Here is a 15,358-nt window from a genome sequence, read left to right on the forward strand (position 1 = left end):
GCCGCCCCGCCCCCATCCCCGACTCCAACGCGCCTACCCCATGTGCCTCTTCGCTCTCTCCCTCACCCGTTCGCTATGCCCGACCGCACCCTCGACCACCGCGCGCATCCTTACGTACACCGCTCGAACATCACTCCTACCGAGCTTGCCCAACTGCTCCAGCAGCGTCTCTGACTAGCTAAGCGATCCCATGCCGGACGTGGTGTCTGGGACGGGTTCTGCCCACTGTGGAGGGGTGGCGTGGGCGTGCAGGTGGAAGCCTGCGCCCAGTGCTGCTCCTCGCGGCCGGTGCCGGTTGGTGGGTGTGCTGATCGTCGTCACGCCCTGGTGCCGGTGGGCTGCACGGGGCAGCCGGGTCCGGTCCGTGTGAGCGTGTCCCTCCGGACGCTGGCCCGCCGGACCCGGAGGTCTGGTGGGGGAGGGTGTCCGGCGTCGCCTGGGCGTCGGACCTGCTGCGCGTCGCCGGGTGGATCCGGTCTTGGACCGGTCTGTCCGGCGGGTCTTCGGCGCGGGCGTTGTGATCACCGCACGCGCTTCGAGTCTGTCCACCACCGCGCGGATGACCATGGCCCCGCTGGTGCGGTCGGTCGCGGTTTTGGTCTGGTGAGTGAGGCCGCGTGCAGCGATGCGCTGCCAGGCCCCTTGATCGCGGTCGCCTTGCCAGCCGCAGGCGCCGCACCGAGCCCATTTCCAGCCGGGTGCGGTGGGCCGGTCGGGGGCCTTGCGGTGCCGCAGCGGGACCAGGCACTGCGGGCAGTGCTTCGAGGTGTTCCGGGCCGGGACGGTGACGACGGCGATACCGGTCTCGGCGGCCAGGTGCCGCATCCGGTCCACGATCTGGCCGCGCACCTGCTGGGACATGCGAGTGTTGTGGGTGCGGCCCATGCCGCGCGCTTCCATCGAGCGGAGGTCTTCGACGTAGATGACACTCGCCCCGGCAGCGATGGCCTGGTCCACGGCCCAGCGGGCGGCAGCCAAGGCCAGAGCGTCATTGAGGTTCGACCGCCTGTCGCAGACGCGCCGGATCTCCTCGGCCAGGACCGCATATCTGCTGGTCAGATGGTGATGTTCGGCTCTGCCAATGAGTTGCTGGTAGTGGTCGGCCTTAGCATGCAGGTGCTCGGACAGACGGCGCAGACGGTGCTGCTTCGCGAGGACCCCTGCGGCGCGGAACATGGCCCCGGCCCCGAGGGCGGTGATGGTGCCGTCGTTGTGGAGTCGGGCAGCTCCGGCGGACAGCAGTGTGTTTAGGCCCCAGTCCACGCCCAGCGCGATCACATGCCCGCTCCGTTGCGGCTTCGGGACGGCGTGGGTGTAGGCGAGATCGGCCCGCACCTTGCCCTGATGAAGGCGCAGGGTGGGCAGGTGCAGCACTGCACTGGCGGGGATCGTCGGCGGCAGCGCAATGCGGCAGGCCACCCACGTCCAGTCCGCGTAGGACCGCGGGTCGGGGCGGGTGGGCAGTTGCAGGCGCAGCAGCGCCCGGATCGGATCGTCGGTGCGCTCGATGGTGGCCTGCTGCCCGTCGCAGGCAGACAGCAACAGCATCCGCGCCACGCGGGGCGCGGCCTCTAGCTCAAACACATCGCCCGGCATCCGGCCGTGCCTCTTGACGAAGGCGGCGATCTGCCGGGTACGCGACTTGATGGCAGTGGACGGCAGAACCCGACCGCCAAGCACCGCCTCACGCACCGCGTCCCATTCCTCAGAGGTGCGCTTGGCAGGGTCGGCAGGCCAGGTCTCGATGACTGCGCCGGTGAGGTCTGCGCGCCACTTCACCGAGCGCAGCGTCCACCCAGCCGTCTCCTGGGCCATCCGCACTATGCGGTCATTTGCGCGGATGCCCTCGGCCGGGCCAACAGTCCAGCCCAGGCGGCGCAAGGCCATCCAGGCATTCGACGGCAGCGCGCGGCCCCCGGCATCCTCACCGCACGCCAGCACATCCACATCAGCGGCATTCCAGTGCTCGGTCAGCAGGGCGGCGACCATCCCGGACACCAGATCAGCAGCCCAGCCCACCCGCTCCACCAACACGACAGCCGACAGGACCTCACCCGACTTCTCGTCGACTGCGGCGCGCAGCAGGCCACGGGCGCAAGCCGTACGAGCAGTCTCCCCGTCGGCCATCTGCAGCTTCCGTCCCACCACCGCCCCCGTCCCCACCCTTAATGCTGACATCCGATCAACGACAGCACCGCGGAAAGGTCACACACTCGACCATCGAACTCAAGTGCGACATCAACACCGGACGGACGGCGTGACGCCCAGAGTTGACGAAACGCTGCGGATATCCAAGGAAGTTCGTGAGCCTCCGCAGCATGGCGACCGCCCGCAGTCCGATGTGCGGATCACGCCACATGCACGCTCGGCTAGATCCGTCCATTCGGTCACGCTGTCAACCACGGTTGACACGCAACAGCGGGCTCGCGGAACCCGAGCCCGCCGCAGGGAGCAGCCAAATGCGGTCAGCTCACCGTCAGAACGATCTTCCCGAACTGATCGCCCGACTCCAGCCGTTCGAACCCCTCGCGGGCCCGGTCGAGCGGAAGCACCTCATCGATGACGGGCCGCACGCCGGTGGCGGCGCAGAAGGACAGCAGGTCCTCCAGTTCGTCCTTGGTGCCCATGGTCGAGCCGACGATCTTGAGCTCGAGGAAGAAGACGCGGGTCAGTTCGGCGTGCGAGGGCCGGTCGCCGCTGGTGGCGCCCGAGATGACGAGGGTCCCGCCGGGCTTCAGCGACTTGACGGAATGCGACCAGGTGGCGGCGCCCACCGTCTCGATGACGGCGTCGACCCGCTGCGGCAGCCGAGCCCCGGATTCCAGCGCCTCCACCGCCCCCAGCTCGACGGCCCGCTTCCGCTTGGCCTCGTCGCGGCTGGTGGCGAACACCCGCAGCCCCGCGGCCTTGCCGAGCACGATCGCGGCCGTCGCCACGCCGCCGCCGGCGCCCTGGACGAGGACGGAGTCGCCGGGGCGCACGCCGGCGTTGGTGAAGAGCATGCGGTACGCCGTCAGCCAGGCGGTGGGCAGACAGGCGGCCTCCGCGAACGACAGTTCCTTGGGCTTGGGCAGTACGTTCCACGCGGGCACGGAGACCTGTTCGGCGAAGGTGCCCTGGTAGCGCTCGGTGAGGATGGAACGGGGTTCCTTGGGGCCGACGCCGTGGCCGGTCTGCCCGATGACGGAGTGCAGCACGACCTCGTTGCCGTCCTCGTCGATGCCGGCGGCGTCGCATCCGAGGATCATCGGGAGCTTGTCCTCGGCGAGGCCGACTCCGCGCAGCGACCACAGGTCGTGGTGGTTGAGGGAGGCGGCCCGGACGTTCACGGTCGTCCATCCCGGCCTCTGCTCGGGGGCCGGGCGCTCCCCCAACTCCAGGCCGTTGAGCGGCTGGTCACGGTCGATTCGGGAAGCGTAGGCAGCGAACATGACCTTGACGATAGGCTCCGCCGCCGCCTGGCGGAACCATGCCCCGCTGTGACACACGTCCCGCCGTGTACGGGGCTCACGTCACAGGGTTTTCGCCCCCTCCGCCCCTGCCCGTCCCGTACCTGGGGGCTGCGCCCCCAGACCCCCGCTTTCGGCCTGAACGGCCTCGTCCTCAAACGCCGGACGGGCTGAAACCGGGCGTAGCCCGGAAGCAAGGGACGGGCAGGGGCGGAGGGGGCGAAAAAACGGCCCCGCCGGAAACCTCCCGGCGGGGCCGAACACCACACCTCAGCGCCGGGCCACACCCTCGGCCCGAGCAGCCGCGGCCACCGCGGCCGTGACCGCCGGAGCCACCCGCTCGTCGAACGGCGAGGGAATCACGTAGTCCGCGGCAAGGTCGTCCCCGACGACCGCGGCCAGCGCGTCGGCCGCCGCGATCTTCATCCCCTCGGTGATCCGAGAGGCCCGCACCTGCAGCGCCCCGGCGAAGATCCCGGGGAACGCCAGCACGTTGTTGATCTGGTTCGGGAAGTCGGACCGCCCGGTCGCGACGACAGCCGCGTACTTGTGGGCGATGTCCGGGTGCACCTCGGGGTTCGGGTTGGCCATGGCGAACACGAACGCGCCCTCGGCCATGGAGGCCACCGCCGGCTCCGGCACCGTACCGCCGGAGACGCCGATGAAGACGTCCGCACCGGCGAGGGCGGACTCCAGCGACCCGGAGATGCCCGCCTTGTTGGTGATCTCGGCCAGCTCGCGCTTGACGTCCGTCAGGTCGTCCCGGTCCGTGGACACAACACCCTTGCGGTCCGTGACGGCGACATCGCCGAGCCCGGCCTCGAGCAGGAACTTGGCGATGGCGACACCGGCCGCACCCGCGCCGGAGATCACCGCACGCAGGTCACCCAGCTCCCGCCCGGTCAGCTTCGCGGCGTTCCGCAGGGCCGCCAGTGTCACGACCGCGGTCCCGTGCTGGTCGTCGTGGAAGACCGGGATGTCCAGCCGCTCCTGGAGCTTGCGCTCGATCTCGAAGCACCGGGGTGCCGAGATGTCCTCGAGGTTCACTCCCCCGAAGGAGGGCGCGAGCCGGACCACCGTCTCGACGATCTCGTCGACGCCGGTGCAGGCGAGCGCGATCGGCACGGCGTCGACCCCGCCGAACTGCTTGAAGAGGATCGCCTTCCCCTCCATCACCGGAAGGGAGGCCTCGGGACCGATGTCCCCGAGTCCGAGCACCGCCGTACCGTCCGTCACCACTGCGACGACGGACGACTTCCACGTGTAGTCGTGGACGAGCTCCGGCTGCTCGGCGATCGCGCTGCACACCTTCGCGACGCCGGGCGTGTACGCCAGGGAAAGGTCGTCCTTGTCGCGGATCGGCACGGTGGCCTGCACGGCCATCTTGCCGCCACGGTGCAGGGCGAACGCGGGATCGAAGGAATCGAGGGGCTCGCCCAGGCGATCCTGATCGGTACTTCCGCTGTCGCCGCTGCTGTCACCACTGCTCGCGGTGCGAGGATTGACAATCTCCGCTGCCACTTTGTTTTACCCCTTAAGTCTTCATGGTTTGAGGGTGACCACTCCTGGTTGAGGGGTGGGCGGGCACCGCGTAAGCCCTGCCGCCGTGGTTGCGTACGGGCCAAACGCGACGGGCGCGCCGCACACGCGCCCTGAGCCCCGGATGAGGGGTGTAAAGAACCTTCCTACCCGACGGACCGTGCCGACGGCGAGTCCATAGCGCGAAGGTCACACGCCGGTGAGATGACTCATGGCGGAATATGTGGACAAGTCCCTGACTTGCCCGCATGGCTCCGCAAATGCCGAGTAGCGGCCGCTTGCATCCTGAGGTACACCGAAGATCCTCCGGCCGGAAGGATCAGTTCCCGCACAAGATCCGGCCTTGCTGTACAGGCCCGCAGCGCTCCGGGGGTCACCCGTTATCCGATTTTGACATAGCTGGTCGTCTGAATGACGAGGTCCGAATGGCAAGATGCCGTAATCACACAAGGTCGCGACACCCGAAGGTGTGTGTTCTCGTCGACCCATCGGCATCTCACTTCATCCGCCGGAGGACCCAACATGACCGCAAGCTCCACCCGTCGTACGACCGTCACGCGCTCCCGGACAGCCGCGGTCGGCGCGATCGCGGTCGCGGGTGCCCTGCTGCTCGCCGGCTGTGGTGACCAGACGGACGACAGCAGCAGCAGCTCGGACACGGCGTCGACCTCAGCGGCACCGCTCGCCGACAAGCTCCCCGCGGACATCAAGCCGGGAAGCACCCTGAAGGTCGGATCGGACATCGCCTACCCGCCGGTCGAGTACATGGAGGGCGGCAAGGCCGTCGGTATCGACCCGGACATCGCGGACGCCCTCGGCAAGCAGCTGGGCGTGAAGTTCGAGTTCCAGAACGGCAAGTTCGACCAGCTGATCGTGGGCCTGCAGTCCAAGCGGTTCAACGTGATCATGTCGGCGATGAACGACACGAAGGACCGCCAGGAAGGCATCGACTCGGACACCGGCAAGAAGGCCGGCAACGGCCTCGACTTCGTCGACTACTTCACCGCCGGCACCTCGATCCTCGTCCAGAAGGACAACCCCAAGGGCATCAAGTCCCTGGACGACCTGTGCGGCCAGGTGGTGGCCCTGCAGAAGGGCACCACGTCCGAGGGCATCGCCAAGGCGCAGAGCACGAAGTGCAAGGACGACGGCAAGAAGGCCATCACGCTGCAGACCTTCGACACCGACCCCGAGGCTCTGCTCCGCCTCAAGCAGGGCGCTTCCGTCGCGGACCTCAACGACTTCCCGGTCGCGGCCTACAACGCGAAGACGTCGGGTGGCGGCAACGACTTCGAGGTCGTCGGCGACCAGATCGAGGCGGGCCCGTACGGCATCGGTGTGAGCAAGGAGAACACCGAGCTGCGGGACGCCCTTCAGGCGGCGCTGAGCGCGATCATCGAGAACGGTGAGTACTCGAAGATCCTGGAGAAGTGGAACGTCACGGACGGCGCGGTGACCGAGGCCAAGATCAACGGCGGCTCCTGACCCTGCCTGACGCAACACTGAAGGGCAGTCACTGTGGCTGACACTGTCGACAAGGCTCCGGCGCCGTCCGTGCCGCCGGAGCAGATCAAGGCCATCCCGGTGCGCCACTACGGCCGCTGGGTGGCCGGCGCGGCGGTCATCGCCGTGTTGGTGCTGATCGGGATCGCGTTCTCCAACGCGAACATCAACTACGACATCATCCCGGACTACCTCACGGACGGCACGATCCTGTCCGGGGTCTGGCACACGCTGTACATCTCCGTACTCGCCATGGCGCTCGGACTGGTCCTGGGCGTCATCCTCGCGGTGATGCGGATGTCCTCGAACCCGGTCACCAGCACCGTGGCCTGGTTCTACATCTGGTTCTTCCGCGGCACTCCGGTGCTGGTGCAGCTGCTTCTCTGGTACAACATCGCCCTCGTGTTCCCCATCCTCAATCTGGGGTTCTACAAGGACGAGATGAACGACGTGATGACGCCGTTCCTGGCGGCGCTGCTCGGTCTCGGTCTCAACGAGGCCGCGTACATGTCCGAGATCGTCCGGGCCGGCATCCAGTCGGTCGACGAGGGGCAGACGGAGGCCTCGCACGCGCTGGGCATGACCCAGGGCAAGACGCTGCGGCGCGTGGTCCTCCCGCAGGCCATGCGCGTGATCGTGCCGCCGACCGGCAACGAGTTCATCAACATGCTCAAGACCTCGTCGCTCGCCTACGCGGTCCAGTTCAACGAACTCATCAAACGGGCGCAGGACGTCTCCAGTACCTCACTCGCGGTCGTCGAGATGTACTTCGTGGCATCGATCTGGTACCTGATCCTGACCAGCGTGTTCAGCGTCTTCCAGTACTACCTGGAGCGCCGCTACGCCCGTGGTTCGTCGCGCAGCCTGCCACCGACGCCACTGCAGCGCCTGCGCAAGAACCTCCGTCTGTTCGGTTCGTTCCGCCGCCCGGAGGTGACCCGATGAGCGGTCTCAGCAAGGACATCGCCCCGAGCACGAGCAGCGGCCACCCCATGGTCAAAGCCGAGGGCGTGCACAAGTCCTTCGGGCTCTCGCACATCCTCAAGGGCATCGACCTGGAGGTGAACGCCCGCGAGGTGTTCTGCCTGATCGGCCCGTCCGGCTCCGGCAAGTCGACCTTCCTGCGGTGCATCAACCACCTGGAGAAGATCAGCGCGGGCCGGCTGTCGGTCGACGGCCAGCTGGTCGGCTACCGGCAGAAGGGCGACAAGCTCTACGAGCTCAAGGAAAGGGAAGTGGCCGCGCAGCGGCGGGACATCGGCATGGTGTTCCAGCGCTTCAACCTCTTCCCCCACATGACGGCGCTGGAGAACGTGATGGAGGCGCCGCTCCAGGTCAAGGGTGAGACCAAGGCCGTCGCCCGGGAGCGCGCGCAGCGGCTCCTGGACCGGGTGGGCCTCGGCGACCGCAAGGGCCACTACCCGGCCCAGCTCTCCGGCGGCCAGCAGCAGCGCGTGGCCATCGCGCGGGCGCTGGCGATGGAGCCCAAGCTGATGCTCTTCGACGAGCCGACCTCGGCCCTCGACCCCGAGTTGGTCGGCGAAGTCCTCGACGTCATGCGGGACCTCGCGGCGGACGGCATGACGATGATCGTCGTCACCCACGAGATGGGCTTCGCCCGCGAGGTCGGCGACTCGCTGGTCTTCATGGACGACGGTGTGGTGGTCGAGTCCGGCAACCCCCGCGACGTACTGACGAATCCGCAGCACGAGCGGACGCAGTCGTTCCTGTCCAAGGTGCTGTGACCGACTGAGCAACTGAGCAGGGGCGGTACGGGAAATCCGTACCGCCCCTCCTTCGTGCCCTGGTGCCGTCTACGCCTCTGTTACCGCAGCAGCTTCACGAGAACAAGGAAGCACTTTCGCGGTGCTCGAAGCCCGACGGTGCCCTTGGACTGCTGTCGCGTATCCGGCCGCAATTGTCACCGCAGCGGACACACCCTCTGATGAGAGGTGGTGGAAATCACAGACCAAGGCGGGCTCCCCCTGATTCAGACAGAAAAGTGGCGCAATCTACACCACGCCAGCCTTCCGCGAACACGGTGAAACGCGAAGGGAACGGAATCCTCTTGCAACTTATGCATCAAGCAACTTAGGGTCAAAGAGAGTTGGAGCACTTAGGGGCTCCGCCATCCCCATCCCTCAAGGCTAAGGACCCTATATGCGAGCCACACGAAGGATCATTACGGCTTCAACAACAGCGGCCGCTTCGGTGGCGGCGTTGCTTGCCATCGGTACACCGGCTCACGCCGCAACCACAAAATTCTGTGGCCCCCCTTACGCCTTTGCCCTTGGATGTTTCTACTCAACAGGCGACTACTTCACTGTCCAGGACATGCGCGTCGACGGAAAGCGTGCCGTCCTCAAATGGACGACGGACTACGGGCGCAGTGGCGAGTGCCATGACGCAAATGGCGCCAACAACCCTCCCACGAAGTGTGATTACGACTTTACGGAAGGGCACACTCTGATGTTCACCACGGTGGTACGGAACGGCGCCAATGGCGCAGATGAGTTTGAATCCGATCTGATGACGGCATGGATATCCGGTCGATAAGGTCGTTTTACACAGCGCGCCGAGGGGGCGGCGCGGGGCTTCCACACCGCCCCCTCTTCGTGTCGGGAAGCTACGGCAACAGGTCCGGCTTGAGCACCGGCTCGCACAATTGCTCCGGCGTCAACGAGAATTCATTTAGCATCGGGCCCTTTTCACCCGTCTCGCTGAAATCCGTCGAGTCATTTACTTTCAGCAACATGCCGTCTTTCAACTGCAGCCGACCTCCGATTCGATTTTCCGCTCCCGGACCGGCAGTGGAGCTCCGTCCAGCAATTAGTTCGGGAACTCCGTGGCGCCCTTTCTTCGCGCAGTGGTGACATCCGCACCAAGGAAGCCGGAACCTGTCGCGGATGTGGAGGATGGTGTCGTTCTTATGCTTGAGGACGACTTCGCACTCCTCGCCCCTGGGGAGTTCCCTGCACGTCCGAGAGCTTCTCGGACGTGCAGGCCAGCTGGCCCTCCTGAGGACAGGCCTCGCAGGGACCCTCCCCGATCATGTCCTGGCCGTGGGGTCGGTCTTCGGGTTGGCCCACCCGCACGGTGATGCCTCCGGTACCGCCGTCGCGGCTCACCGCGCAGTCCCCGCCGTAGGGCCCGACCGGCTTCGGCGGCGGCGCCTTGGGCACCTGCATGATCAGGCGCGTCAAGGACACCTCGCGGATCTCACCGGTTCCGGCGGGAAGCGGTTTCCCGAACCCGGACGCGCCGGAGGCGAGTTCACCAGCGACGCTCTCCCGGCTCTCACCACCGTTCAGAAGGCCGGGGCCGAGAACCAGCCCGGCGGCAACCACCACCGGCGCGACGCTGATTGCCGCCCCGCGCGCCGCCCGCAGCAGGGAGGCTGCGCGAAGAGGGCCTCGCTGCCGCGGCCGACGGGCGCCCGGACGTCAGCAAGGGCGCGCCCGAGCAGATCCCTGACCCGGCTGGTCTCAACCTCTTTGTGGTCCATACGCGTCCCTCCCGCGCTGCGGCCCTGAGCACCGCGAGTCCCCTGGCCGCCTGGCTCTTGACCCTGCTCGCTCGCATCCCGAGCAGTTCGGCGGCGGCCGCGGCCCGGAAACACGGCACCAGCACCGCCTGCTGCTTGAGCGGGAGCCCCACGAGAGCAGCCCGCACCATGAGCCACGTGTCACTGCCCACGGTCGCTCCGCCGCGTCCGGCACTTCGCCGTACCCGTCTCGGTCCTCCGCCTCTTCACGGTTGCCGCACACCAGGTAGTCGATACGGACAGTGCCGCACGCCTGCCCTCCACGAAGGCAAACAGAGCAGCTCTCTCACCGCGCGTCATCCCGTCCCTTCCCCTGCCCGCGTTCATGGGCGGTCTCACCCTTCCAGTGCGGCGGGGACCGCAGGACACGGAAGAGGCGGTACGAATTTTCCTGTACCACCTCTGAATCTCCGTACCGGAGCGCCTACCTGACCGCGAGCACCAGCGCGTCGGACGGCGACCGCCACACGGTCCTGGCCTCGCCGAACCCCCGCTCGCGCAGTACGCGCGCGTGCCAGTCGGCGGACGGGGTGTCGCCCTCCGCGTGCTCGCCGTAGATCTCGAACCGGCGGGCGGTCGGTGCGGCGAGGACGGGGTCCTGGGCGGCCAGCTGCCACCATTCGGCCCAGTCGAGGACGCCGTTCGTCTTGGCCTGATCCATACGGGCGTGGCGCTGGGCGCGGTCGGCCGCGTTGATCCGGGGCGTCGTCTCGTCGATCATGTGGTCGGCGTTCATGAAGACACCGCCGTCGCGGACGAGTTCCGCGATCCGACCGTAGAGGGCCGCGAGGGGTTCGCTGTGCAGCCAGTGCAGGGCCGTGGCGGTCAGAACGGCGTCGTACGAGTCATGCGGCAGCAGCGAGGGCCACTGCGGGTCCTTGAGGTCGGCCGTGACGAAGGAGACCCGGTCGTCGCCCTCGAAGGTGCCCCGGGCGATGGTGAGCAGCGCGGGGTCGAGGTCGACGCCGGTGCTGGTGGCCCCGGGGAAGCGGTCGAGCAGCCGGGCCGTGATGGTGCCCGTGCCGCAGGCGAGGTCGAGGACGCGCGGCTCGGGCCCGACGAGGGCCTCGACCATGTCGAGCATCACCCGGAAGCGCTCCTCGCGGTCCGGCATGTACCACTCCTGCTGCCGGTCCCAGCTCTCCTGCCAGGCGCCCCAGTCGGTTCCGGTGGTGGTGGTCATGAAAGCCCCTTCACTCGGCCGCGTGATACCGGCACAGCCCGTAATACCCTTGAAGCAGAGTCATCCGTTACTTCTCCGCAGCCACGACGATAGAGCGCCACCGTAAGGACTACAAGTGGAACTGGCCTATTACTCGGATTACGCGGTACGCCTCGTGAACAGCGAGGAACCACTCCGGGGCAAGGACTCGCTCACCTCGGTGGACGCCGTCCGTGACCTCTTCGGGGGCAACTCCTCGGCGGCCCGCCGGGCCACGGATGCGGACGTCACCCGCTTCCGCTCCGTACGGGCCCGTCTGCGCGCGGTCTTCGAGGCGGCCGACGGCGGCAACGAGACCCTGGCCGTGGACCTGCTGAACTCACTCCTCCTTGAGTTCCCGGTCAGCCCGCAGATCTCCGGCCACGACTACCGGGACGACAACGGGCGCCCGCTGTGGCACATGCACCTGGCGGACCACCCGTCGAACGCGACGGCGGGCTACGCGGCGATCGCCGCGATGGGGCTGGCGTTCCACCTGACGGAGTACGGCGTCGACCGCCTCGGACAGTGCGAGGCGACCCCCTGCCGCAACGCCTTCCTGGACACCTCGACCAACCGCTCCCGGCGCTACTGCTCGGACCGCTGCGCGACCCGCGCCAACGTGGCCGCCTACCGCGCCCGCAAGCGCCTGGAGGCCGACCGGTCGGACAGCACGGGCCTGGCGGCACCGAGCACCCAGCGCACCAGCGCGAACGGCGACCGCTGACCGCTCTTCAGCGGGCGGTACCGGAACCGCACCTTCCCGAGGACGAGCTCCTCGGGCACGGTGCCGTAGTCGGTGCTGTCCCCGCCGGCGAACGCGTTGTCGCCGAGCACCCACCACCCGCCCTCACGCCGCTCCGCGACCCGCTTCACGACCAGCAGGTCCTGCTGGAACGGATGACGCAGAACGACCACGTCACCGGGCCTGAACCGCGTCCCGTACTGCACGACGAGCCGGTCCCCGTGCTCGAGCGTGGGCACCATCGACGGCCCCGTCACCTCCGCCGCCCCAAACGGCAGGGCGTTCCTCCCACGCTCGGTCTCCTGCGACAGCTCCGGCATCACCGGCACCTCCCCGGTCCTATCCTCCACGAGTCCCAGTCTCACCCTGGACTTTTGTCCTAAGCCCATGGGGGCACTCGCGAAAACCCGTCTCCTACGGAGTAATGTCCCACCTGAGAAGACGATCACGAGGAAGGACAGCAGCATGCTTTCCCGCCTGTTTGCCCCCACGGTCAAGGTCAGCGCGCACTGCGACCTGCCCTGCGGTGTGTACGACCCTGCCCAGGCCCGCATCGAGGCGGAGTCGGTGAAGGCCGTCCAGGAAAAGCTGGCCGCCAACGACGACCCGCACTTCCAGGCCCGCGGCACCGTTATCAAGGAGCAGCGCGCCGAGCTCGCCAAGCACCACGTCTCGGTGCTCTGGAGCGACTACTTCAAGCCCCCGCACTTCGAGAAGTACCCGGAGCTGCACCAGCTGGTCAACGACACCCTGAAGGCCCTCTCGGCCGCCAAGGCGTCCACCGACCCGGCGACGGGCCAGAAGGCGCTGGACTACATCGCCCAGATCGACAAGATCTTCTGGGAGACCAAGAAGGCCTGATCCAGGGCCGATTACCAGTAGTACAAGTTCGCCAAGACCGGCGAGCGGTGCACCCTCGCAGGTCAGCGGGCCTTCATATGTGGAAGGGACCCGGCCGGAAAACCGGCCGGGTCCCTTCCGCTTGTCCTGAGCCGATCAACACTGATCCACAGCCTCCCCACAGGGCATAGGGTCTGGCTCTTCTTCGATCTTTTTTGACCGCCCGCTCGCGGGAGAAGGAAGTGCGCGTCGACATGAGACGTCGTTGGTGGGGTGCCGCCGCTCTGGTGGCCGCGACGGTTTCCGGGGCTCTGGCCGTACAGGGGCTCACAGGCGGGTCGAGTGACGACTCGGCGGACGACGGGAAGTCCGGGCCCGTCCAGAGCAAGACACGATCGGCCCGCCTCGCGGTGGCCGACGACGGTGCGTCCGCCCAGTTGGGCAAGCGGGACACCGAACCGTTCAGCATGCTGGGCGTCACCTGGACGGATCCGTCCGCGGCGGTGGCGGGAGCGGTCGAGATCCGGACCCGGAGCACGGAGACCGGCACGTGGTCGAGCTGGCTGGCGCTGGACGGGAACAGCGGCCAGGGCGAGTCGGGCGCGGCCCGCGGCGGCACCGAGCCGGCCTGGGTGGGGCCCTCCGACGGGGTGGAAGTCCGGGTGGACGGCAAGGGATCGGCGCGGCTGCCCGAGGGACTGCGCCTCGACATGGTCGACCCCGGGAGCGGGACGGTCTCGGGGCTGGAACCGGCCGCGTACGTGGTGGAGGAGACCGGCACACCCTCCCCCGGGGAGTCCACCACCGAGACCGCCACGGAATCGGCCACCGCGACGACCTCGCCGGAGGCGACCACCTCCGAGACGGTGACGTCCGAGCCCTCCGACTCGGAGTCGGCGTCGGCATCGGAGAGTTCCAGTTCCACACCGAGCGGGTCACCGACGGCCTCCGGCTCGGTCTCGCCGAGCCCCTCCACGAGCGTCCCCTCGGCTCCGCCGTCCACCGCGCCCAAGCCCGCGATCACCTCGCGTGCCGGCTGGGGCGCGGACGAGTCGATCAGCCCGGAGGAGCCGGGCTATCTGCCCGACGGGAAGATCAAGGCAGTGGTGGTCCACCACACCGCCGAGTCCAACGACTACACCTGCGAGCAGGCCCCGGCGGTCGTGCGCGGCATCTACGCCTACCACGTGAAGGAACTGGGCTGGAAGGACATCGGCTACAACTTCCTGGTCGACAAGTGCGGCACCGTCTATGAGGGCCGCAAGGGCGGCGTGGACCTGCCGGTCATGGGCGCGCACGCCTACGGCTTCAACTCCGAGACCACCGGCATCTCCGTCCTGGGCACCTACACCGACACCGCCCCTTCGACGGCGGCGATGACCTCGGTCGCCCGGATCGCGGCCTGGAAGCTCGGCCAGTACGGCGTCGACCCGACCGGCACCGCCACCCCGACCGCGGGCGCGGACGGCACCAACTACTTCCACAAGTCCTGGGTGAAGGGCGCCCAGTTGAGCCTTCCGGTCATCCACGGACACCGTGACGGCTACAACACCCAGTGTCCCGGGGACGCCCTCTACAGCCAGCTCGCCACGATCCGCAGCTGGGCGGGCGGTCCGGTCGCCGGGCTCACGCTGAAGTCCATCGGCGGCGCCGGCCTCTCCGGTTCGACGTACTACACCAAGGCCGGCATCACGGTGAACTGGTCGGCCACGACGCCTGCCGCGCTGATCTCGTCGTACGAGGTGCTGGTGGACGGCAAGGTCGTCGCCACGACGGCCGGTACGGCAACCTCCGCGAAGGCCACCCTGGGCGCGGGCACGCACAAGGTGACCGTGCGGGCCCGCCATCAGTCCGGGAAGACGACGACCACGGCAGCGGCCACGGTCGTCGCCGAAACCACGCCGCCCACCTTCTCCACCAAGCCCGGCCTGGCCCTGCGCACCGGCACGGTGAACACCACCGCCGTCCCGCTGACGCTGAACTGGAAGGCCACGGACACGACCGCGCTGAAGGAGGTCCGGCTCACCGCTCCGGTCGCCGCGACGTACGGCCCCACCGTCACCAGCGCCGCCCACACCGCCAAGTCCGGCGCCGCCACTGCCTGGTCGCTGACCGCCTACGACCGGGCGGGCAACACCGGCACGGCCGCGGTCACCGGCACTCCGGTGATCCTCCAGGAGACGTCCGCCACCAAGTCCGGCACCTGGACGGCCAAGTCCTCCGCCAGTTACCTCGGCGGCAAGTCGTACACCAGCTCCGCCAAGAACGCCTCCCTGACCTGGACCTTCACCGGCCGCTCGGTCGCCTGGACGGTCTCGCGCGCCGCCACCTCCGGCCAGGCCAACATCTACGTCGACGGCATCAAGGTCACCACCGTCGACCTGAAGTCGGCCACCACCAAGTACCGCGACGCGATCTGGACCAAGACCTGGACCTCCAGCGCGAAGCACACCGTCAAGATCGTGGTCGTCGGCACCAGCGGCCGACCGACGGTGACCACGGACGGCCTGGTCTACCTCAAGTAGGGCGGAGGACGC

Annotated in this window: 12 protein-coding genes; 7 read left to right on the forward strand and 5 right to left on the reverse strand. The window is 68.0% G+C overall.

The window, feature by feature from the left end:
- Positions 1-174: 174 nt before the first annotated feature.
- The 3 genes from OG266_RS14205 to OG266_RS14215 form a co-directional block, all read right to left on the reverse strand.
- Positions 175-2,127, reverse strand: coding sequence for a zinc ribbon domain-containing protein (locus OG266_RS14205; RefSeq protein ID WP_371545968.1), 1,953 nt, complete (start codon positions 2,125-2,127; stop codon positions 175-177).
- 338 nt (positions 2,128-2,465) lie between these two features.
- Positions 2,466-3,431 (reverse strand): zinc-binding dehydrogenase, encoded by a 966-nt coding sequence (locus tag OG266_RS14210; RefSeq protein ID WP_371545970.1) that lies wholly within the window; start codon positions 3,429-3,431, stop codon positions 2,466-2,468.
- 288 nt (positions 3,432-3,719) lie between these two features.
- On the reverse strand, positions 3,720-4,970 hold the full coding sequence (locus OG266_RS14215; RefSeq protein ID WP_371545972.1) for an NADP-dependent malic enzyme: 1,251 nt from the start codon (positions 4,968-4,970) through the stop codon (positions 3,720-3,722).
- A gap of 540 nt (positions 4,971-5,510) precedes the next feature.
- On the opposite strand from OG266_RS14215, the gene OG266_RS14220 reads away from it, so the two are divergent.
- From OG266_RS14220 to OG266_RS14235, 4 genes are all read left to right on the forward strand, one after another.
- Positions 5,511-6,473 carry an ABC transporter substrate-binding protein gene (locus tag OG266_RS14220; RefSeq protein ID WP_266454414.1) on the forward strand — a complete coding sequence of 321 codons (963 nt, stop codon included), beginning with the start codon at positions 5,511-5,513 and terminating at the stop codon, positions 6,471-6,473.
- A gap of 33 nt (positions 6,474-6,506) precedes the next feature.
- Entirely contained in the window at positions 6,507-7,436 is a 930-nt protein-coding gene (locus OG266_RS14225) for an amino acid ABC transporter permease (protein WP_266454416.1), read from the forward strand.
- The gene (locus tag OG266_RS14230) at positions 7,433-8,236 is read left to right on the forward strand and encodes an amino acid ABC transporter ATP-binding protein (protein ID WP_323178270.1); all 804 of its coding nucleotides are present in this window, start codon (positions 7,433-7,435) and stop codon (positions 8,234-8,236) included. Before OG266_RS14225 ends, OG266_RS14230 begins: the two co-directional genes overlap by 4 nt.
- Positions 8,237-8,651: 415 nt before the next feature.
- Positions 8,652-9,047 (forward strand): hypothetical protein, encoded by a 396-nt coding sequence (locus OG266_RS14235; protein WP_266454419.1) that lies wholly within the window; start codon positions 8,652-8,654, stop codon positions 9,045-9,047.
- A gap of 1,412 nt (positions 9,048-10,459) precedes the next feature.
- Here OG266_RS14235 and OG266_RS14240 read toward each other — a convergent pair.
- Positions 10,460-11,218 carry a trans-aconitate 2-methyltransferase gene (locus OG266_RS14240; protein WP_371545973.1) on the reverse strand — a complete coding sequence of 253 codons (759 nt, stop codon included), beginning with the start codon at positions 11,216-11,218 and terminating at the stop codon, positions 10,460-10,462.
- A 115-nt stretch (positions 11,219-11,333) separates the two neighbouring features.
- On the opposite strand from OG266_RS14240, the gene OG266_RS14245 reads away from it, so the two are divergent.
- On the forward strand, positions 11,334-11,963 hold the full coding sequence (locus OG266_RS14245; RefSeq protein WP_266454424.1) for a CGNR zinc finger domain-containing protein: 630 nt from the start codon (positions 11,334-11,336) through the stop codon (positions 11,961-11,963).
- Here the strand turns inward: OG266_RS14245 and sodX are convergent.
- Entirely contained in the window at positions 11,867-12,301 is a 435-nt protein-coding gene (gene sodX, locus OG266_RS14250; RefSeq protein ID WP_266463747.1) for a nickel-type superoxide dismutase maturation protease, read from the reverse strand. The two genes, OG266_RS14245 and sodX, sit on opposite strands and share 97 nt — an antisense overlap.
- Before the next feature lie 145 nt (positions 12,302-12,446).
- Between sodX and sodN the strand changes: the two genes are divergently transcribed.
- Positions 12,447-12,842 (forward strand): superoxide dismutase, Ni, encoded by a 396-nt coding sequence (gene sodN, locus OG266_RS14255; protein ID WP_266454427.1) that lies wholly within the window; start codon positions 12,447-12,449, stop codon positions 12,840-12,842.
- A gap of 233 nt (positions 12,843-13,075) precedes the next feature.
- Positions 13,076-15,346, forward strand: coding sequence for an N-acetylmuramoyl-L-alanine amidase (locus OG266_RS14260; protein WP_371545975.1), 2,271 nt, complete (start codon positions 13,076-13,078; stop codon positions 15,344-15,346).
- The last annotated feature ends 12 nt before the right edge of the window (positions 15,347-15,358 follow it).

The organism is Streptomyces sp. NBC_00554, from assembly GCF_041431135.1.
Classification (GTDB): domain Bacteria; phylum Actinomycetota; class Actinomycetes; order Streptomycetales; family Streptomycetaceae; genus Streptomyces.